The organism is Streptomyces sp. NPDC031445 (genome assembly GCF_055581365.1).
In genome coordinates, this window is record NZ_JBVIJO010000001.1 from 675,778 (window position 1) to 694,308 (window position 18,531).

Consider the following 18,531-nt stretch of genomic DNA (forward strand, 5'->3'; position numbering starts at 1 on the left):
GCCCCCCACTCTTGTCCCCCTCCCCCACCCCCCCCCCCCCCCCCCCCCCCCCCCTCCCCCCCCCCCCCCCCCCCCCCCCCCCCCCCCCCCCCCCCCCCCCCCCCCGCGACGGGGGAGGTCACCAGGTGACCGGCAGCTCCCACAGGCTGTAGATCACCGCGCCCTCCTTGCGCGGGAGGCGGTCGAAGGGCTTGGCGAGCCTCAGGGTCGGGATGCGGTGGAAGAGCTTGCTCCACACGATCTCCAGCTCCAGGCGCGCCAGGTCGGCGCCGATGCAGTGGTGCACCCCGTGGCCGAAGCCGAGGTGCTTCCTGCTGCCTCGGGTGATGTCGAGGCGGTCGGGTTCCGGGAAGATCTCCGGATCGCGGTTGGCGGCCAGCCCCAGGCAGAGGATGCCGTCGCCCTTGCGGATCACCTTGCCGCCGATCTCGATGTCCTCGAGGGCGACCCGGGGCACGGCCGTGTCCCCGATGGTGGCGAACCTGATGAGTTCCTCGACGGCGGGTTTCACCAGCGAGGGATCGCTGCGGAGCAGGTCCAGCTGGTCCGGATGTTCCAGCAGGCAGGCGGTGCCCAGCGAGATCTGGCTCGCGGTGGTCTCGTGCCCGCCGTTCATGAGCAGCCGGACCATGTTGAACAGGTCCCGGTCCGTGTACTCCTCGCCCGACGCCTCGTAGTCCGCCATGGCGCGGCTGAGCAGGTCGTCCCCGGGCTCCCGGCGCTTGGTCTGGATCAGGTCGCCGATGTAGGCGTTGACCTCCACGATCGCCGCCCGCCGCTCCTCGCTGCTGCTGTGCCCACCCAGCAGCGCCGTTCCGTGCTTGATGAAGAAGTCGTGCCGGTCCTGGGGGATGCCGAGCAGCTCGCAGATGACGGTCATCGGTATGGCCAGCGAGAACACCCGGTGCATGTCCACCGGCGGGGAGAGGGACAGCATCTTGTCGAGGTGCGCGTCGACGATCTCCTCGATGCGCGGGCGCAGTCGCTGCACCTGCCGGTGGGTGAAGGTCAGCGCGGCCTTGCGACGGGTGCGCACGTGCTCCTCGCCGTCGTAACCGATGAAGGACGTCTCGGTGCGGTACTCCGGCGGGGCGATGAAGTAGAAGGGGAAGTTGGCGTGCTTGCGGGAGGCGCTGACGCGCGGATCCGTGAGCAGCCCCCGGATGGTCTCGTATCCGGTGACCGTCCATACCCGCAGGCCCGAGCCCCGCAACACTACCTGCGAGACGTCCTCCTCGATCATCGCGGTGTACTCCGGCGGCGGGCTGAAGGGGCACTTCCGCTGGTACGGGAAGTCCTTGCCCTCCGCTGCGGAGCCGGTCCCGGGTTCGGTCGAAATCGTCGTCACGGGTGGGTTCCTCCTGATGGCTTGTCGTCAACGCAGGGTGCGGAAGAAAGCGCGCAGTTCTCCGACGAGGGCGTCCGGCTGTTCGAGAGCCGGGAAGTGGCCCCCGACGGGGTGGTCCGTCCAACGGCGGAGATCCGTGAACCTGCGTTCGATCCACGACCGTGGCATCCGGCCGTCCTTCGGGAAGTTGGAGACCGCGGTCGGTACGCCGGTCGGGGCGAGGGCCAGCTTCTTCTGGCTCTCCCAGTAGATGCGCGCCGAGGACGCCGCCGTCGCGCGGAACCAGCCGACCGAGACGGCGTCCAGCAGCCGGTCCCTGGGGATGACCTTGTCCAGATCCCCGTCGTGGTCGCTCCAGGCCCAGTACTTCTCGGCCATCCAGGCGAGCTGCCCCACCGGCGAGTCGGTCAGGGCGTAACCGAGCGTCTGCGGGCGGGTGCTCTGGATGGCCGAATAGCCGCCCTCCTGTCGCTGGAACTCCTTCATCGCGGCCAGCCCGGCCAGGTCGCGCTCGTCCAGTGCGACCTGCTCCTCGGGCGGCCGGGCGAACGGCATCGTCAGATGGATGCCGGCCAGGTTGCCGCTGTCGGTCTCGGCCATGGCCGCGGTGACGAAGGAGCCCCAGTCCACACCGTGCGCCCCGTACCGGTCGTAGCCGAGCCGATCCATCAGTGCCGTCCAGGCGGCCGCGACCCGGTCCACCGGCCAGCCGGAGTCCACGGGCTTGTCGCTGAATCCGTATCCGGGCAGCGACGGGCAGATGACGTGGAAGGCGTCCGCGGGGTCCGGTGGATCGGTGAGTGGGCCGATGATGTCCAGGAACTCCGCCACCGACCCGGGCCAGCCGTGGCTGACCAGCAGGGGGAGTGCGGAGGGATGCGGCGAGCGGGCGTGCAGGAAGTGGATCCGCAGCCCGTCGATGTCGGTGCGGAACTGGGGAACGGCGTTCAGCCGGGCCTCGGTGGCTCGCCAGTCGTACCGCTGTGCCCAGTACGCGGCCAGATCCTTCGCGTACGCCAGTGGCATGCCCTGCGACCAGTCGCCGACCGTCTCGGCCTCCGGCCAGCGGGTGCTCGCCAGCCGGTGCCGCAGATCGGCGAGCTGTGCGTCGGGGACGTGCACCCGGTAAGGGGTGACGCGCGGGTTCATACAGGCTCCTTTCCGGATCCTCGGGAGGTCGTGGGCGGCCGCGCAACAAGGTCGCGCGCCGGTGTCGAACGGGACTCGAGTCCGCGTGCAGCGGTGGTCCGGCCCGGCACCGGCGCCTACCGCCGAGGCGGGCCGTCCCCGCCGGGAACCGGCGCCGGTGGGGCAGGCGCCGGACGTACGGTGTCCCACAGGTCCCGCATGGACTCGTCGATGTCATAGCGGGGCCGCCAGCCCAGGAGCCGCCTGGCGCGGGAGTTGTCGACGCGGATCCAGTCGGCTCCGGCGCTCCGGCCGGCCACGGGGCCCTGACGCTCACGGACGCTCTCCGGCGGCAGCCCCGTCGCCCTGACCAGCGCGTCGACCAGTGCGCGGATGGGCAGTGCCTCCCCTCGGCCGATGTTCACCAGGGGATCGGCGAGTGGGCTCCGGGCCGCCCGGACGACGGCGTCGGCGGCATCCCTGACATCGACGTAGTCCCGTCGGGCGTCGGCGATGGTCAGCTCGACGCCCTCGGCCGCCCCGCCGTCCCTGAGCCGGGCGGCGAGCGCGCCGAAGAGGCTCTCCGGGGCCGGATGCGGGCCGACCGTGTTGGTCACCCGGAGCACGATGCCGTCCAGCAGGCCGGCCCGAACCGCCTCCAGCACCATGCGCGAGGCGGTGAGCTTCGCCCGGGCGTACAGCGTCTGCGGCTGCGGCGGCACGTCCTCGTCGATCAGCGTGCCGTGCGGCACCGGGCCGTACTCGTGGATGGTGCCCAGATGAACCAGGCGCGGGGGATCCGCCATGCCGCGCAGTGCGCCCACCAGCCGCTCAACCAGACGCACGTTGGTGTAGCCCATCTCCTCTTCCGTACGGCCCCAGCCGAGCGTGGCGTTGACGACCGTGTCGACCTTCTCGGTGGTCAGCACGGCGGCCAGTTCCCCGGCCGTGCACTGGACGGCGTCCATCGGGAGGAACCGGTAGGCGTCGACGACGGGTGTACGACGGCGGGAGACGGCCACGACCCGGGCGCCCCGCCCTGCGAATGCGGCGCAGATGTGGCGGCCCATGCAGCCGGTGCCGCCGAGGACCGCGACGGCTCCGGCCCTCCGGGCCGAGGTCACTCCGGGCCGCCGGTACGGCTTCCGGCACCTGCCGCGCGGGCGGTCGCACGGCCGTGCTCCAGGGCCAGGCATGCGGTGTACAGCGGAAGCCCGCCGGCGGCCTCGGCCTGCGCGAGACCGGGTGCGGTCCGGTCCCGCCCGGAGACGACGAACTCCGTGCCGCTCGGCCAGGGCACGGCGAGGGAGCGGTCGAACGGGTCGATGGCCTGCTCCAGTTCGGCCCGGTACGCCGAACTGACCAGGTAGGACATGACGGTGTCGTCCTCGAGGGCGAGGAAGGCGTGCCCGACCCCGACCGGGAAGTACGTGGCCCGGAAGGTGTGGGGGTCCATGTGGACGACGTCCCACAGGCCGAAGGTCGGTGACCCGACCCGGACGTCCACGACGACGTCCATGGCGCTTCCCCGCGCGCAGTAGACGTACTTGGCCTGCCCCGGCGGAGTGCTCGTGAAGTGAATGCCGCGCAGGACCCCCTTGGCCGATCTGCTGTGGTTGGTCTGGGCGACGGTGAACTCGTGACCGACCGCAGCCACGAACGCGGAGTGCTGCAAGGGGGACACGAAGAGTCCGCGCTCGTCGGTATGCACCTCGGGGGTGAACTCGAAGGCGCCGGCCACGGCGAGCGCGCGGCTACGCATCCCGGGCACCGCCCTCGACGACGCTGAGAACGGGAAGCGGAAAGACCAGCTTCCCGCCGCCGGCGAGGAAGTCGCGCTCCCGCTCGACGAACCCGTCGCGGTAGATCCACGGAAGTACCAGCAACTGGTCGGGTCCGTACGCCTTGGCCTTGGCTTCGGAGACGATCGGTATGCCGGTGCCGGGGGTGAAGCGACCGGCCTTCTCCTCGTTGGGCTCACCGATGCACGGAAGGTCGTCCGGGCCCAGTCCGCAGTACTGGAGGATCACGTTGCCCTTGGTCGAGGCACCGTAACCGACCGTCAGTTTTCCGGCCCTGCGGGAGTCGTCGAGGAACTCCCGGAGCGCGTCGCGGTACCGCTCGGTCCGTTGTGCGAACCGGGTGAACGGCGTGGGGCCGTCCAGACCGAGGGCGGACTCCCGTGCGCGGATGGCGGCCAGGCCCGTCTCGTCCACAGGATGACGGGTGGGGGTCCGGGCGAGCGTGACGTCCAGACTGCCGCCGTACACGTCGGTCAGCTCCGCCTTGATGACCGTCAGCCCCACCCGCTCGGCCATCCACTCGATCTGCCGCAGGCTGTAGTACGCCAGATGTTCGTGGCAGACGACGTCGTAGGCGGTGGCCTCGAGCATCGACGGCAGGTAACTCTGCTCGGTCACCCACACCCCGTCGTCGGCCAGGATGTCGCGGATGTCCTGCATGAACCGGAGGGGGTCCGGAAGGTCGTAGAACATCGCGATCGAGGTGACGGCCTTGGCTCGGCGCGCGCCGAACCGCTCGGTGAACACCTCCTTGGAGAAGAACTTGGTGATCAACTCCGCGCCGGGCGGGTACAGATGACGGAACTTGGCACCGACCGGGTCCACGCCCACCAGGGCTGGGCCGCACGCCGGGTACTGCCGCAACAGGGTGGAGTCGTTGCTGCCGATGTCCACCACCAGGTCACCGGGGCCGGGAGCGACCAGCTTGGTGACGGCGTCCACCTTGCTCTTCAGGTGCCGGATCATGAAAGGGCGTATGCCTGAGCGGTAACCGTAGCCCTCGCCGTACATGAGACCGAAGTCGGCGACGTGCCGCAGCTGCACGAGTCCACAGCCCTCCGGCGAGCACTGGACGAGTTCGAGCGGGACCACGGGGACGACTTCCTCACGCGACCGGGGAAAGGTACCGGTCAGGGCCTGTGGGCCGAGGTCCAGCACGGGCAGCAGCGTGCGGTTGCCGCAGACGCGGCAGCGATCGATGACCACTCGTCCTCCTGGTGGTGAAAGGGCCCTTCTTGTCCCGGCCGGCTCAGCAGGGGCCGGTGAGCCGAGACAGTGCCACGAGGGCCTCGAGGATTCGTCGACTCGCTCCTTCGTGGTCCGTCGAGGGCGACCGGGCGGCTGGAGGACCGTACGACCGGGTCTCCAGACTCCGCTTCTACGGTGAGTGCCGTCGAAGACCGACGGCCCCTCCTGAAAGGGACACCGGCATGAGCGAACCGACCGAAACGGTCCCGGCCGACGCCTCCTCGGGGCGGGCACAGCGCACCAGGCCGGACGGCGGATCACCGACCGGGCCAACCGGTCTGCGGTCCCGGGAGGACGCCACACTGCCCGAGCGGTTCCGGCGTTCCGCGGCGGCCGTCGGATCCGGTGCCGGGATGTCCACCGGGGACTTCTCCCGTTGGCTGGCCGAGCGCAGTGCCGCTCATCCGTTTCGCGTACACAGGATTCCGTTCGACCAGCTCGAGGGCTGGTCGTTCGAACGGTCCACGGGGAACCTGGCCCACGACAGCGGGCGCTTCTTCACCGTGCACGGTCTGCGTGTGCGCGTGGCGGAGGGGGCCCAGGACTGGCAGCAGCCGATCATCAGCCAGCCGGAGGTCGGCATCCTCGGCATCCTCGCCAAGGAGTTCGACGGCGTGCTGCACTTCTTGATGCAGGCGAAGATGGAGCCGGGCAATCCGCGGCTGGTCCAGCTCTCGCCCACCGTGCAGGCCACCCGCAGCAACTACACCAAGGTGCACGGGGGTGAGCCTGTGAAGTACCTCGACTACTTCACGGGCCTGCGGCCGACCCGTGTCCTTGTCGACGTCCTGCAGTCCGAGCACGGTTCGTGGTTCCTGCACAAGGCCAACCGGAACGTCATCGTCGAGACGCGCGAGGACGTGCCGCCCGACCCGGACTTCTGCTGGCTGACCCTGGGGCAGCTCGGCGAACTGCTGCTGCGGGACACCGTGGTGAACATGGACGCCCGGACGGTGCTGGCGTGTGCACCGAACCTCCGGGCCGAGCCGGAGGCGCTGTCCTCCGACGTCGATCTGCTGTCCTGGGTCACGACGGAGAAGGCCCGTCACGACGTGTGCGCCGAGCCGCTGCCGCTCGCCGAGGTGGACGGGTGGGTGCGGACCGAAACGGCCATCCGCCGTCTCGACAACAGGTTCTTCCGGGTGGTCGCCGTCCGGGCGGAGGCCGCGAACCGTGAGGTGGCCGGCTGGACGCAGCCGCTGTTCGAGCCGGTCGCGACCGGCGTGACGGCCTTCCTTTCGGGCCGCTTCGGCGGGGTGCCCCATCTGCTGGTCCACGCCCGGGCGGAGGGCGGGTTCCTGGAGACCGTGGAACTGGGACCCACCGTGCAGTGCGTCCCGGACAACTACGGGGGACACGCGGCACCCGCCGCCCCGCGCTTCCTCGACCTGGTGCTGGACGCCGCGCCGCGCAGCATCCGCTACGCCGCGCTGCACTCGGAGGAGGGCGGCCGTTTCCTCAACGCGGTCAGCCGCTATCTCGTCGTGGACATCGACGACGTCGACGCCGCCGGACTGTCGACACCGCCTCCCGGATACCGCTGGGTGACCCCGGGACAGCTGAACTGGCTCGCCCAGCACAGCCGTTATGTCAACGTGCAGGCCCGCTCCCTGCTCTCGCCCCTCAACAGCGGGGCGGTGAAGCTGTGACGGAACCGCTTCGGGTGGGGGTCATGGGATGCGCGGACATCGCCAGGCGCAGGATGCTCCCGGGCATCGCCCAGGCTCCGCTGACGGAGCTTGTCGCGGTGGCGAGCCGTGACCCCCGGCGCGCGAGGGAATTCGCCGGCGTCTACGGCTGTCGGGCGGTGCACGGATACGAGGCGCTGCTGACGGACGAGGCGGTCGAGGCCGTGTACGTGCCGCTGCCCGCGGCCTTGCACGCCGAATGGACCGAAGCGGCACTGCTCGCGGGCAAGCACGTGCTCGTGGAGAAACCGGTGTCGTTGCGCCGCGAGTCGACCGGCAGGCTGGTCGAGCTGGCCAGAAGCCGGCGTCTGGCCCTGATGGAGAACGTGATGTTCATCCACCACGGCCGGCACGCTGCCGTCCGCAAACTCCTTGCCGAGGAGGCCATCGGTGAACTACGGCTGTTCGAGGCGCACTTCACGGTGCCTCGGCGGCCCGAGGGTGACATCCGCCGTCGCCCCGAGCTGGGCGGCGGCGCCCTGTGGGACACGGGTGTGTATCCGCTGCGCGCCGCCCGGTACTTCCTGGGGCCGGGTCTGCGGGTCGTCGGCGCGTCCCTGGTGCGGGGCAGCGGACACCGGGTCGACTCGGCCGGGACGGCGCTTCTCGTGGCACCGGACGGCACCGGCGTGCACGTCTCCTTCGGACTGGATCACGCCTATCGCAGCACTTACGCGCTGTGGGGGACCGGCGGCAGCATCGTGGTGGACCAAGCCTTCACGCCCCCTGCCGGCCATCGGCCGGTCATCCGGCTGGACGACGGCTCCGGCGCTCGGGACCTGCGTGTTCCCGCCGAGGACCAGGTGTACAACACGGTGATGGCGTTCGCTGCGGCGGCGAGGGCCGGTGGCTCGCCCGGCGGTGTCTGTCTGGAGCAGGCCCGCCTGCTCGACGACGTGCGTGCGATGGCGTCGCTGCGCGGGTGAGCGCCGCGTGAGCGGGCCGTGGGCCAGGACTGTCGGCGTCCTGGCCCACGGCGGTCTGCGCGGCGGCCCGGACCCGCCCGGTGGTTCCGGCGGGACCGCGCACCGCACGGGTCCTCAGTGCGCCGGCTCGGCGACGTCGTCGGAGGTCGGCTCCGGCTCGTCCGCCTTTGCGGCGGGCTTCATCGCGGGCAGCGCGAACATCAGGAGGAAGGCGAGCACCATGCCGCCGATCGCCCACCACAACGAGTTGGTGAATCCGTCGACGAAGGCGGCGCCACTGGACCGCTCCGCGGCGGTGGCCTCGTCGACGATGTTGAAGTAGGCCACCGAGGCCAGACCGAGACCGAGCGCCATGCCCATCTGGTTGACGGTGTTGGTCAGCCCGGAGGCGGATCCAGCGTGCTCGAACGGGACGTTGGCCAGGACCGCGCTCGTCAATGGTGCCATGATCATGCCAAGAGCCCAGCCCGCCACGATCAGGACCGGCGCCAGATCCCAGGTCGTGGTGCCGGTTCCCTGGCGGTCGGCGACCCAGTAGTAGCCGAGCAGTCCCGCGATCATCAGCAGGGCTCCGGCCTGAAGCACTGTGCGCCCGTACTTCGGCATCAGCTTCCGCATGGCGACGTTGGTCGACACCGCCATCGTGGCGCCGAACAGCAGACTCGTGAGAGCGGCGTGGATCGCACTCCAGCCGAGTCCGATCTGCATGTACAGGGTGCCGGTGAGCGAGAAGAGACCGAACGTGGTGCCGAAGGTGAGCTGGACGGCGATGCCGGCCGAGAAGCTCTTGATCCTGAACAGCGACAACTCGATGAGCGGCGTGCTGCCGGCGCGGATCCTGGACCGCTGGTGCACTATGAAGACGACGAACGCGGGAACGCTCGCGGCCATGGCCACGAAACTCCAGGCCGGCCAGCCCGCTTCCCTGCCCTGGGTGAGCGGGTAGACCAGCAGCAGGAGGCTCAGCGAGGCCAGGGCGACTCCGACGAGGTCGAGACGCACGGCGTGCGGCGCCTTCGACTCGGTGAGGTAGCGCTGGCCCAGGATCAGACCGAGGAGGCCGATCGGGAGGTTGATGAGGAAGATCGGCCGCCAGCCGAGGCCGAACAGGTCCCACTCGACGAGCAGCGCACCGATGACCGGTCCGGACACCGCGCCGATGCCGCTGATGGCGCCGAACAGCCCGTAGACCCTGCCGCTCTCCTCGGGACTGAACGTCACATGGATGATCGACAGTACCTGCGGCACCATCATGGCGGCCATGAGGCCCTGGAGGATACGCGCCCCGATCAGCATCTCCGGGCCCATCGCCAGGCCGGAGAGGGCGGATGCCAGGGTGAAGCCCAGCATGGAGAGCTGGAACACCCGCTTGCGGCCCCAGATGTCACCCAGCCGTCCGCCGGTGATCAGACCCACGGCGAACGCGAGGGTGTAGCCGCCCGTGATCCACTGGATCGCGCTGTACGAGGCGTCGAGGTCCCGCTGGACGGTGGGAATCGCGACATTGACGATGGTCGCGTCGACCAGGTCCAGCAAGGACGCGGTCAGGACCACCGCCAGCGCGATCCATCGGCGCCGGTCCTCGGCGGAGCCCGGAGGAGCCTCCTGGGCAGCGTTCATGGTCTTCGCTCCTGAAGGTTGGGGGGGCGGGGTGTTTCGCCCCGCGAACGCTTCGACGCTAGACCCCATCTAGGTCAGCGGACGTCCGAAATGGCGCGCTCGGCGGGAGGTCGTGCGGAGCCGTCGACGGACTGGGTCGCCCTGGCGCCCAGATCTCGCATGTATGCCACAAGGGCGGGCGGTTCGTGCACGTCAAACGGACATCCGATGCTCACCAGACGAAACGCCAGCCACCCGAGAGAGTCCGCCTGCGTGCGGAGCCGGCAGCTGTGTTCCGACAGTTCCTCGAGTTCGTCGCCCGCGCCCCCGAGCCTGTCCTCGATCTCGCTCGCCGGGGCGTGGAGGGTGGCCACGGCCCGGTAGAGGGGAGCGAGCTCCGAGAGCTGGTGGGTCACGTACGCGGCGGCGTCCTCGAACGGCAGGGACCGGAACGGCGCGCGTACGCCCGTCGGCTGCGGATCGCGGATGCGGTCGACACGGAACGTCCGCCAGTCCTCGCGCTCGTTGTCGTATGCCACGAGATACCAGCGGCGGCCGGTCGGTACCAGCCGGTGAGGTTCCACGAGCCGCTGGGAGTCCTGCGGCCGGCCCGGCTTCTGCCGGGGCCGGCCGTACGCCGACCGGTACGCGAAACGCAGTTGCTCCCGGCCGGCGACCGCCGCGGCGAGCACGGTCAGATGCTCGGCGGCGACACCGGGTCCGTAACCCGGCAGCGGTACGGTCGCGGCGCCCAGGGCGCTCACCCTGTGCCGCAGACGCGATGGCAGGACCTGCTCCAGCTTCGTCAGCGCCCGCACGGCCGCGTCCTCGATGCCGTCCACCGCGTGCGCCGCCGTGCGCAGTCCGACGGTGATGGCGACGGCCTCGTCGTCGTCCAGCAGGAGCGGGGGCATGGCGGCCCCCGCGACCAGGCGGTAGCCGCCCACCGCCCCCCTCGTGGCGTTGACCGGATATCCGAGGTCACGCAGGCGGTCGATGTCCCGGCGGATGGTGCGGGGACTGACGCCCAGCCGTTCGGCCAGCTCGCTGCCTGGCCACTCCCGCGGGGTCTGCAGCAGGGACAACAACTTCAATAAGCGTGCTGAGGTCTCGCTCATGGTGTCCAGGATGTCAGTTGTTCACGGGTGGGCCCGGGCCGCGTCCGCGGCTGTACGGCCGGCCGGGGTGCTCCGGCCACGGGATCAGGGTCCCCAGACGACCGGCAGGGACGTCAGGGTGTGATTGATCTCGCCCACGTGCCAGGGCAGTTCCGCCTCGTCCACCGCCAGGCGCAGATCCGGCAGGCGCCGGACCAGGCCGGTCAGCGCGATCTCCATCTCCATCCGGCCGAGGTGCTTGCCGAGGCAGTGATGGATACCGTGGCCGAAGGACAGATGCGGGTTGCGGACCCGGCCCAGGTCCATGCGGTCCGGATCCTCGAAGACGGTCTCGTCCCGGTTCGCCGAGGCCAGCGACAGCAGGACCGCGTCGCCGGCGGAGATCCTGACGCCGCCGATCTCCATGTCCTCCGCTGCGATCCGCGGGAAGCCGGAGGTGTCGGTGGCGAACAGGTTGACGTGGCGGAGAAGCTCGTCGACCGCGGTCGGGATGCGGGCGGGGTCCTTGACCAGCGACTCCCACTGGTCCCGATGATGCGCGATCAGTGCCAGGACCGAGTTGGCGAGCTGGTTCGCCGTGGTGTCGAATCCCGCGCCGATGAGGGTGAAGCCGAAGGTCACCAGCTCCGACTCGCTGAGCCGGTCGTCCTGGTCCCGGGCCGCGATCAGCTCCGACAGCATGTCGTCCGTCGGCTCGGACCGCTTGTCGGCGATCAGCCCGACGATGTACTCGCTCAGTTTCGCCAGGCCCTCCAGCGATGCCTCGCCTCCTGCTCTGTCGTCGACGGTGGCGAAGGCACGCGCCCACACCTCGAACTTCCTCAGGTCCTCGGGCGGGACGCCGAGCAGCTCGCCGATCACCGTCAGGGGGAAGGGGAGGGCGAGCTGCGGCACGAGGTCCGCCGGTGAGCCCTTGGCCTCGATGTCGTCGAGCAGTTTGTCCAGCACCGACTGCACACGTGGCCGCATGCGCTCGACCCGGCGGGCCGTGAAGGACCCGGCCACCAGCTTGCGCAGCCGGGAGTGTTCGGGCGAGTCCATGGAGATGATCATGTCGGGGGTCGTGTACATGGTGCCGCCGATCCGTGCGGCGCCCGGACCGCAGGCCAAGGCCCTGCTCAGGCGGGGGTCGGCCTGGGCTGCCCGCACGTCCTCGTACCGGGTGACGAGCCAGGCGTCCACTCCGCCCGCCGTACGGACGCGTTTCACCGGTTCCTGGGCCCGCCATCGGGCGTACCGGGGGTCCGGCCCCCGATAGGAGGAGCCATCGAAGGGGAAGACCTCGGACTCTTGGGACGACGGCACGATCGCGGCACCTCCACTGGTGCCCGCTGCTGGCGGGCGGACGGCTGGGGACATCGGAAACAGCGCCGGGCATCCGGTCACGACGGGTTGTGGATCTTGTCAGCCCAGTTGGGTGAGTCGTGGGTGACCTTGCGTGAGCGCGTGTACCACTCGCCGTCACGGCGCACCAGTACGTCCTCGACTGTCGTCGTCGGCTCGAAGCTCACCTTGCCGGAGGCGTCCGTCATGGTGACCATCGCCTGGTAGCCGACCCTCAGGACGTCGTCCGACTCCGGCTCGATGCGCATCCTGTCGAACCAGTACCGGTAGACGATCCCGTCGTAGTAGGCCACTTCGTCCGCCCGTGCCTGACGTGCCGACACCTCACCCACCAGCGGCCGGTCGGGATCGCCCCGGCGGGCACGCATCTCGGTGAGCAGCGCGCTCCTGCCCTCGATCCGCCACCCGTTGGGCACGTGCTCGATGGAGCCGTCCTCGGTCATCGTCTGCAGGAACTCCTCCAGGCGCCGCTCCTCGAGCAACGGCATCTGCCGGGCGTAGAACTGCAGGATCTCCACGTAGAGTTCCGCGTCCACCCGCCGGGCGGAACGCTGGGGTGCGTGCATCAGTGATCTCCTCGTGATCTCGGGCGGTCATCCGCGTCGTCCGGCGGACGGGGCAGACCTCACTCCGCCGGTCCGGCGAGTACCGCTGCATAGTTCTTCCTGGCTGCCGTGTCGTACTGGAGTGCCACATGGCTCGTCGCGGAGGTGATGTCCCGCCACAGCCGCTGCAGCGGATGCCGGGACCCGAGACCCGCGGTGCCCGCCGCGGAGACGAGAAGACCGACGGCTTCCCTGACGGCCTCCGCGGCGAAGGCGGCGTTGCGCTCGTTGCGAGCCATGTGTTCGGGCGTGAACCACCGCTCGTCGAGCACCCGGGTGTTCTCCTCCACGAGATGGCGTGCGGCGTCGACCCGGCCCGAGGCACGCACCAGGGCCGACTCGTTGACCACGGTGCGCCGGCGCCCGGTGAGCTGGGCGGCGAAGGCGCTCAGCGCACCGGTTCCCGCCCCGATCACCGGAGCGATGAAGGTCAGTCCGCCCACCGCCTGGAACGGCACGTTGTGGACGGGAGCGTCGGAGTGCGGGTTGCTTCCGGTCAGCATGACGCTCCGGTCGAACGTCAGATGGTCCGGGACGGCGGCGGAGTCCACGACGACCGTGTGACTGGCGGTCGCCCGCATGCCGACGCTGTCCCAGTCCTGGTGAACGGTGTACGCGCCCCGGGGAAGGGCGAAGAACCTGAGCCGGGGCGGCCCGTCACCGGAGTCCACGGCGGCGCAGAGCAGGACCCAGTCGGCGAAGTCGGCTCCGCTGACGTAACTCCACCGGCCCGTCAGGCGCCAGCCGCTTCCGGCGTTCTCGGCCCGTCCGCCGGGCATCAGCGCCGTCGCGATCACCGCGTCCGGACCATCCGCCCACAGCGCCCGCTGTCCCTCGTGCGGGAGGTGGCAGGCGAACCGCGCGGAGTAGGCGCTCAGCGATGCACACCAGGCGGTGGCCGGGCACTCCCGGCCCACCGCGACGACCGCCTGCGTGAGGTCGGCGAACGAACCTTCGGAGCCGCTCCAGCGGGCGCCCACGAAATGGCGGGCGAACCCCGCCTCCCGGAGGGAGTCGGTGACCTCCGGGGCGAGCCGGCCGGTGCGGTCGGCGGTACCGGCCTGCTGTGCGGCCAGGGTGCACAACTTCTCCACGGAAAGGGCCGATCCGGTGGCCCGTGGGGTGCGCTCGTGCATCTCGTACCCTCCCTGTCGGCAGTCCGGGTCAGAGGGCGTTCGCGAAGCGGGCCAGGGTCTCTCCCGGGCTCGGCCCGTCCAGTGCCTTGTGGATGTTCCACGCCCCGTCGCCGTGCCGGTGCAGCTTGACGTGCGCCAGCTCGACACGTGTGCCTTCGCTGCCCGCGGCGGTGAAGTCGACCTCGATCTCGCTCGCCCGGTCGTCGTCCGGGACGGACTGCCAGTGGCCGTCTATCCGCCAGGTCATGGCGAGCCGGTGCGGCGGATCCCATTCCAGGACGCGGCCCCAGGTGATCTCGTTGCCGTCGACGTCCCACTCGTAGTAGCGCCCGCCGACGAAGGGTTCGAAGGCGAGACCCGCCCGCTCCTTCTTCACCAGTACGTGCGAGGGCGGCCACCAGTCGGCGGGGTGCTCGGTGAAGACCTCGAAGCAGCGCTCCACGGACGCTGCCACCACCACCGACTTCCTGACGTCAGGGATCTCTTCCGGCATCGAAAACTCCTCAACTCCGAGCGGCGCGGGGCCCGCGGGTGCGGGCGCCGCCCACCCTCGCGCCGCGTCCTCGACACACCGTGGAACCGTGCTTGACCGGCCGGGGCCTCCAGCCCGTTTCGAGACCCGCGCAAGCGGGCGTTGCCACGGTCGTGCGCGGCGGACTGTCGAGGACGGGAGAGCAGGATGACAGGCACGGAACGGCGGGTGGCCTTTGTCACCGGTGCGACCAGCGGGATCGGCCTGGCCGTGACCGAGCTGCTGGCCCGCCGGGGCATGGTGGTCTTCGGCTGTGCGCGTGGCGCCGAGAACGTGCGTGCCCTCGTGAAGAGGATGCGCGAGGAGGGGCTGGAGGTCTCGGGCACGGTATGCGACGTCACCTCGACCGAGCAGGTACGGGCGGCCGTGGCGGACGCGGTCGCCGCTCACGGACCGATCGGCGTCCTGGTCAACAACGCGGGACGCAACGGCGGCGGCGAGACCGCGCATCTCGACGATGCCACATGGCTGGATGTGATCGACACCAACCTGCACGGCGTCTTCAGGGTCACCCGCGAAGTCCTGGCCAGGGGCGGAATGCTCGAGGCCGGCTGGGGGCGCGTGATCAACATCGCGTCCACGGGCGGCAAGCAGGGCGTGGCGCTGGCTGCCCCGTACTCCGCGTCCAAGCACGGCGTGGTCGGTTTCACCAAGGCCGTCGGCCTGGAACTGGCCCGGACCGGCGTCACCGTGAACGCCGTCTGCCCCGGCTTCGTGGAGACCCCCATGGCTGCACGCGTCCGTCAGGGACATGCCGCGTACCACGGCGTCAGCGAAGAGGAGATCCGCAGCCGGTTCGAAGCGCGGATCCCCCTGGGGCGCTACGTGTCACCGGAGGAGGTCGCCGGGCTCGTCGGCTATCTGACGACGGACGCCGCCGCCGCGATCACGGCCCAGGCGCTCAACGTCTGCGGTGGACTCGGCAACTACTGATGACTCCCACCATCCGGAGCGAGACGATGACACATCCGCTCGACACCACACAGACGCGTCCGGACGCGGCCGTGTTCCGGGCGACGATGAGCTGTTTTCCCACCGGGGTGACCCTGCTCACCTGCGGCCGGGACGACGACCTGGTCGTCATGACCCTCAACAGCCTGACCTCCGTGTCCCTGGATCCGCTGCTGATCCTGGTGTCCGTCAAGGCGGACGGCCGGATGCGCCCCCGCGTACGGGCCCGCGGCGGGTACGCGGTCAATGTGCTGAGCAGCGACCAGCGGGAGCTGTCACGGGAGTTCTGCCTGCCGGACCGCCCTGAGGGCACCACAGCGATGAGCCGCCTCGGCGGGGTGCCCGGCGTCACGGGCAACGCCGTGGTCCCCTCGGCGGCGGCCTGGCTGGAGTGCGAGCTGCACCACGAGTTCGAGGCCGGGGACCACGCGCTGCTCGTCGGCCGGGTGGTCGCCGTCTCCGGCGGCGCGTCGGGCCGGCAGCCGCTGGTCTTCCACCACGGCGGCTACACGGCCCTGTCCGGCCCGTCCGGGGCGGCGACGTGACCGGCGTCGTCGCCCCGCCCGGACGGCTGACACGACTCGCCGACGGCGTGTACGCCTATCTCCAGCTTCCGGGCGGCTGGTGCCTGAACAACGCCGGACTCGTCGTCGGCCCCGACGCCTGCGTACTGGTGGACACCGCCGCCACCGAAGCCCGTGCGACGCACCTGCGAGACCAGGTCGCCGCGATCGCCAAGGACGGCCCCGACATCGTCGTCAACACCCACTTCCACGGCGACCACGTGTTCGGCAACGGCCTCTTCGCACCGCGGGCGACGATCGTCGCGCATGAGGGGACCCGTGCCGACATGGCAGAGGCGGGACTGGGCCTGCGCGGCCTGTGGCCGCAGGTCGCATGGGGCGAGACCCGCCTCGTGCTGCCGACGCTGACCTTCCGCACCGCACTCACCCTGCATCTGGGCGCGTCCGGGCCCCGGGTGGAGCTGCTGCACATCGGACCCGCTCACACGGCGACGGACGTCGCCGTCTGGGTCCCCGAGCGGGGTGTGCTGTTCACCGGTGACGTGGTGTGGTCGGGCGTCACGCCCTACGTGCTCATGGGGTCGGTGGAGGGGTCGCTGCGGGCTGTCGCCCGGATGCGCGCGCTGCGGCCCCGAGTGGTGGTGCCGGGCCACGGCGAGGCCGGCGGACCCGAGCTGCTGGACCGGACCGAGGAGTACCTCCGGTGGTGCCGGGGGGTGGCCGAAGACGGTCTGCTGGCCGGGCTGTCCCCTCTCGAGGCCGCCAGGCGGGCCCTGCCGGGCCCGTACGCCGGACTTGCCGACCCGGAACGCCTCCTCGGCAACCTCCATCGCGCCTACGCCGAGTTGGAGGGACTGCCACCGGGGGCCCGGATCGACGTCGCCGGGTCGTTCAAGGAGATGTGCGAGTTCCACGGAGGTCTGCCGGAGTGCCGCGCCTGAGGACGGGCCGGTGACGCACCATCGCGTCACCGGCCCGTCCGGCCAGGGCCACCAGCGCCGCGGCCCCCGGTGTACCGATCGTCCTCCAGGAGTCGCAGACACCCTTTGGCGCCCGCGCGATGAGGGACGTGCCCCGCCCTCCGTGGTGGGCGGTGGCATCGCGGGTGGGGAAGGCCCGGTCTCGGCCATGGCCCGCGCCGAGGTTTTCTCAGGCGGACCAGGCCGCCGTCGCCCTGCTGGACGAGAACCGTGCCGGACGTGCGGCAGGCTCGCGGCCGGCGCCGCTGTTCGAACCCGGCCGGGCACCCGGCCGTCACCCGGGCCGGGACCGCGGCCGGCCGCGTGAGATCCCGGATGCCCGCCGCCCCCGTCACCGCGGGCGGCGGGAGCGGTGCGCGGACCCGGCCCGTTCGCAGACCGGCAGGCCGGGTGCCAGGAGTCCGCCACGCGGCGATGCAGGCGGCGCACCGGCCGCCGTACGGCCGAAGGGGCGCGCCCGTGCGGACGCGCCGGGGCACGAGGTCCGCGGGCGCCTGGGACAGGTTCTTCCGTCCGATGGGTCCGGTGATCTCCGCCCGCGGCCCGCGGGAGGCGACCGGTGGTCCCGGACCGGGGACGGAGGGGACCGTCACTGCGGGCCGGGAGCGCTTCGGCGGATGATCCGGGAGCGCGTCCGCAGGCCGCCGTCGGACTCGCGCACCAGCACATCGTCCACGGTGTAGGTGGGCTGGAAGGACAGCCCCTCCTCGTCCACCTGGGCGACGAGTGTGTAGTAGGAGACGCCCAGTTCACCGTCGGCCAGGGGTTCGATGAGCACCTGGCCGAACCAGTGCTGCGTCGACGTGCCCTTGTACCGGGGCAGCCTGGCTCGCATGGCGGCGATCATCTCGGTCCGGCCGCGGGTCCGCCCACCGTCGGCGTGCACGACCTCGCCGTCGTCGGTGAACGTCTCGGCGAAGCCCTCGATGTCGAGGGAGTCGGCCCGTCGCATCTGGCGGGCGTAGAACGTCTGGACCTCCGCGTAAAGGTCTCCGGTGACCTGCGAGACCGAGTTGTGCAGGGTTCGGGACACGACGACTCCCCTCGACGATGTACGAGACGCCGTAAACGGTGCCCGAGTCCCCTCCAACTCCACTGGAGACCAGGTCAACCGGAGGACGCTCGACGCGCGGCCCGCCGCAGCCGCCGTGTGGTACGGCTTCGAGTGCTCGTCGAGTCGAAGGGCGCACCGTTGACCCGTCAGCGCATCGCAGCCGAGAGGTGGACATGGCATGAACGACATCCCGGGGACCACGACTCCGGCCGGCACCTGGACCGAACAGCTCACTTTGCAGGGGCGGTCGTACACCAGCACGCTGCGCTTCACCGAGAACGGACGGGCCATGATCCTCGCCGGGCCACGCCCCGGTTCCGTCGGCGCGGGGTACTGGAACAAGACCGGCCCGGACACGTTCTCGTTCCGGATCGTGGAGCTGGAGTTCGACGAGAGCGGGGTCTTCTCCGGCTGGGTGGACATCGAGCAGGCGGGGGTGCTGAGCGGTGACACCTTCACCTGCAGCGGCATCTCCCACGTCTACGACGCGGACGACCGACTGCTGGCCAGCGTACGTGCCGAGGGCAGGTCGACCCGCGTCTGACAGC

18 protein-coding genes are annotated in these 18,531 nt (G+C 70.7%); 6 read left to right on the plus strand and 12 right to left on the minus strand.

Features of this window, described 5'->3' with window-relative positions; all coding sequences use genetic code 11:
• Positions 1-118 precede the first annotated feature (118 nt).
• The 5 genes from ACZ5DC_RS02730 to ACZ5DC_RS02750 all read right to left on the minus strand — a co-directional run bounded on the left by ACZ5DC_RS02730 (position 119) and on the right by ACZ5DC_RS02750 (position 5,484).
• Positions 119-1,348 (minus strand): cytochrome P450, encoded by a 1,230-nt coding sequence (locus ACZ5DC_RS02730; protein ID WP_468648682.1) that lies wholly within the window; start codon positions 1,346-1,348, stop codon positions 119-121.
• 27 nt (positions 1,349-1,375) lie between these two features.
• The gene (locus tag ACZ5DC_RS02735) at positions 1,376-2,497 is read right to left on the minus strand and encodes an epoxide hydrolase family protein (protein ID WP_468648684.1); all 1,122 of its coding nucleotides are present in this window, start codon (positions 2,495-2,497) and stop codon (positions 1,376-1,378) included.
• Between the two features lie 116 nt (positions 2,498-2,613).
• Positions 2,614-3,600, minus strand: coding sequence for an NAD-dependent epimerase/dehydratase family protein (locus tag ACZ5DC_RS02740; protein ID WP_468648686.1), 987 nt, complete (start codon positions 3,598-3,600; stop codon positions 2,614-2,616).
• Positions 3,597-4,238, minus strand: a complete 642-nt coding sequence (locus tag ACZ5DC_RS02745) for a dTDP-4-dehydrorhamnose 3,5-epimerase family protein (protein ID WP_468648688.1) — start codon at positions 4,236-4,238, stop codon at positions 3,597-3,599. The genes ACZ5DC_RS02740 and ACZ5DC_RS02745 overlap by 4 nt, the downstream gene beginning before the upstream one ends.
• The gene (locus tag ACZ5DC_RS02750) at positions 4,231-5,484 is read right to left on the minus strand and encodes a class I SAM-dependent methyltransferase (RefSeq protein ID WP_468648690.1); all 1,254 of its coding nucleotides are present in this window, start codon (positions 5,482-5,484) and stop codon (positions 4,231-4,233) included. Before ACZ5DC_RS02750 ends, ACZ5DC_RS02745 begins: the two co-directional genes overlap by 8 nt.
• Before the next feature lie 224 nt (positions 5,485-5,708).
• Here ACZ5DC_RS02750 and ACZ5DC_RS02755 point away from each other — a divergent pair, with 224 nt between their 5' ends.
• Complete coding sequence (locus ACZ5DC_RS02755; protein ID WP_468648692.1) at positions 5,709-7,175, plus strand: NDP-hexose 2,3-dehydratase family protein; 1,467 nt, start codon at positions 5,709-5,711, stop codon at positions 7,173-7,175.
• Positions 7,172-8,140 (plus strand): Gfo/Idh/MocA family protein, encoded by a 969-nt coding sequence (locus ACZ5DC_RS02760; protein WP_468648694.1) that lies wholly within the window; start codon positions 7,172-7,174, stop codon positions 8,138-8,140. The genes ACZ5DC_RS02755 and ACZ5DC_RS02760 overlap by 4 nt, the downstream gene beginning before the upstream one ends.
• Before the next feature lie 114 nt (positions 8,141-8,254).
• On the opposite strand, the gene ACZ5DC_RS02765 is transcribed toward ACZ5DC_RS02760, so the two are convergent.
• The 6 genes from ACZ5DC_RS02765 to ACZ5DC_RS02790 all read right to left on the minus strand — a co-directional run bounded on the left by ACZ5DC_RS02765 (position 8,255) and on the right by ACZ5DC_RS02790 (position 14,435).
• A complete protein-coding gene (locus ACZ5DC_RS02765) occupies positions 8,255-9,760 on the minus strand; it encodes an MFS transporter (protein WP_468648696.1) in 1,506 nt (501 codons plus the stop codon).
• Positions 9,761-9,834: 74 nt separating this feature from the next.
• The gene (locus ACZ5DC_RS02770; protein WP_468648698.1) at positions 9,835-10,857 is read right to left on the minus strand and encodes a helix-turn-helix transcriptional regulator; all 1,023 of its coding nucleotides are present in this window, start codon (positions 10,855-10,857) and stop codon (positions 9,835-9,837) included.
• Positions 10,858-10,941: 84 nt separating this feature from the next.
• On the minus strand, positions 10,942-12,162 hold the full coding sequence (locus tag ACZ5DC_RS02775; RefSeq protein WP_468648700.1) for a cytochrome P450: 1,221 nt from the start codon (positions 12,160-12,162) through the stop codon (positions 10,942-10,944).
• A gap of 77 nt (positions 12,163-12,239) precedes the next feature.
• Positions 12,240-12,767, minus strand: coding sequence for a nuclear transport factor 2 family protein (locus ACZ5DC_RS02780; RefSeq protein ID WP_468648702.1), 528 nt, complete (start codon positions 12,765-12,767; stop codon positions 12,240-12,242).
• Positions 12,768-12,826: 59 nt separating this feature from the next.
• The gene (locus tag ACZ5DC_RS02785) at positions 12,827-13,942 is read right to left on the minus strand and encodes an acyl-CoA dehydrogenase family protein (protein WP_468648704.1); all 1,116 of its coding nucleotides are present in this window, start codon (positions 13,940-13,942) and stop codon (positions 12,827-12,829) included.
• 28 nt (positions 13,943-13,970) lie between these two features.
• Entirely contained in the window at positions 13,971-14,435 is a 465-nt protein-coding gene (locus ACZ5DC_RS02790; protein WP_468648706.1) for an SRPBCC family protein, read from the minus strand.
• A gap of 186 nt (positions 14,436-14,621) precedes the next feature.
• Between ACZ5DC_RS02790 and ACZ5DC_RS02795 the strand changes: the two genes are divergently transcribed.
• From ACZ5DC_RS02795 to ACZ5DC_RS02805, 3 genes are read left to right on the plus strand one after another with little or no spacing between them, the layout of a single operon-like run.
• The gene (locus tag ACZ5DC_RS02795) at positions 14,622-15,407 is read left to right on the plus strand and encodes an SDR family NAD(P)-dependent oxidoreductase (RefSeq protein ID WP_468648708.1); all 786 of its coding nucleotides are present in this window, start codon (positions 14,622-14,624) and stop codon (positions 15,405-15,407) included.
• Positions 15,408-15,433: 26 nt separating this feature from the next.
• Positions 15,434-15,970, plus strand: a complete 537-nt coding sequence (locus ACZ5DC_RS02800; RefSeq protein WP_468648710.1) for a flavin reductase family protein — start codon at positions 15,434-15,436, stop codon at positions 15,968-15,970.
• Positions 15,967-16,890 carry an MBL fold metallo-hydrolase gene (locus tag ACZ5DC_RS02805; protein ID WP_468648712.1) on the plus strand — a complete coding sequence of 308 codons (924 nt, stop codon included), beginning with the start codon at positions 15,967-15,969 and terminating at the stop codon, positions 16,888-16,890. The genes ACZ5DC_RS02800 and ACZ5DC_RS02805 overlap by 4 nt, the downstream gene beginning before the upstream one ends.
• 628 nt (positions 16,891-17,518) lie before the next feature.
• On the opposite strand, the gene ACZ5DC_RS02810 is transcribed toward ACZ5DC_RS02805, so the two are convergent.
• Entirely contained in the window at positions 17,519-17,962 is a 444-nt protein-coding gene (locus tag ACZ5DC_RS02810; RefSeq protein WP_468648714.1) for a nuclear transport factor 2 family protein, read from the minus strand.
• Positions 17,963-18,161: 199 nt separating this feature from the next.
• On the opposite strand from ACZ5DC_RS02810, the gene ACZ5DC_RS02815 reads away from it, so the two are divergent.
• Complete coding sequence (locus ACZ5DC_RS02815) at positions 18,162-18,527, plus strand: hypothetical protein (RefSeq protein WP_468648716.1); 366 nt, start codon at positions 18,162-18,164, stop codon at positions 18,525-18,527.
• Positions 18,528-18,531: the final 4 nt, after the last annotated feature.

What these genes read in the sequence shown, in the direction of transcription:
- ACZ5DC_RS02755 (WP_468648692.1), top strand. Translation starts at nt 5,709, where the DNA reads ATGAGCGAACCGACCGAAACGGTCCCGGCCGACGCCTCCTCGGGGCGG.
- ACZ5DC_RS02785 (WP_468648704.1), bottom strand. Translation starts at nt 13,942, where the DNA reads ATGCACGAGCGCACCCCACGGGCCACCGGATCGGCCCTTTCCGTGGAG.
- ACZ5DC_RS02745 (WP_468648688.1), bottom strand. Translation starts at nt 4,238, where the DNA reads ATGCGTAGCCGCGCGCTCGCCGTGGCCGGCGCCTTCGAGTTCACCCCC.
- ACZ5DC_RS02795 (WP_468648708.1), top strand. Translation starts at nt 14,622, where the DNA reads ATGACAGGCACGGAACGGCGGGTGGCCTTTGTCACCGGTGCGACCAGC.
- ACZ5DC_RS02765 (WP_468648696.1), bottom strand. Translation starts at nt 9,760, where the DNA reads ATGAACGCTGCCCAGGAGGCTCCTCCGGGCTCCGCCGAGGACCGGCGC.
- ACZ5DC_RS02780 (WP_468648702.1), bottom strand. Translation starts at nt 12,767, where the DNA reads ATGCACGCACCCCAGCGTTCCGCCCGGCGGGTGGACGCGGAACTCTAC.
- ACZ5DC_RS02770 (WP_468648698.1), bottom strand. Translation starts at nt 10,857, where the DNA reads ATGAGCGAGACCTCAGCACGCTTATTGAAGTTGTTGTCCCTGCTGCAG.
- ACZ5DC_RS02800 (WP_468648710.1), top strand. Translation starts at nt 15,434, where the DNA reads ATGACACATCCGCTCGACACCACACAGACGCGTCCGGACGCGGCCGTG.
- ACZ5DC_RS02790 (WP_468648706.1), bottom strand. Translation starts at nt 14,435, where the DNA reads ATGCCGGAAGAGATCCCTGACGTCAGGAAGTCGGTGGTGGTGGCAGCG.
- ACZ5DC_RS02735 (WP_468648684.1), bottom strand. Translation starts at nt 2,497, where the DNA reads ATGAACCCGCGCGTCACCCCTTACCGGGTGCACGTCCCCGACGCACAG.
- ACZ5DC_RS02815 (WP_468648716.1), top strand. Translation starts at nt 18,162, where the DNA reads ATGAACGACATCCCGGGGACCACGACTCCGGCCGGCACCTGGACCGAA.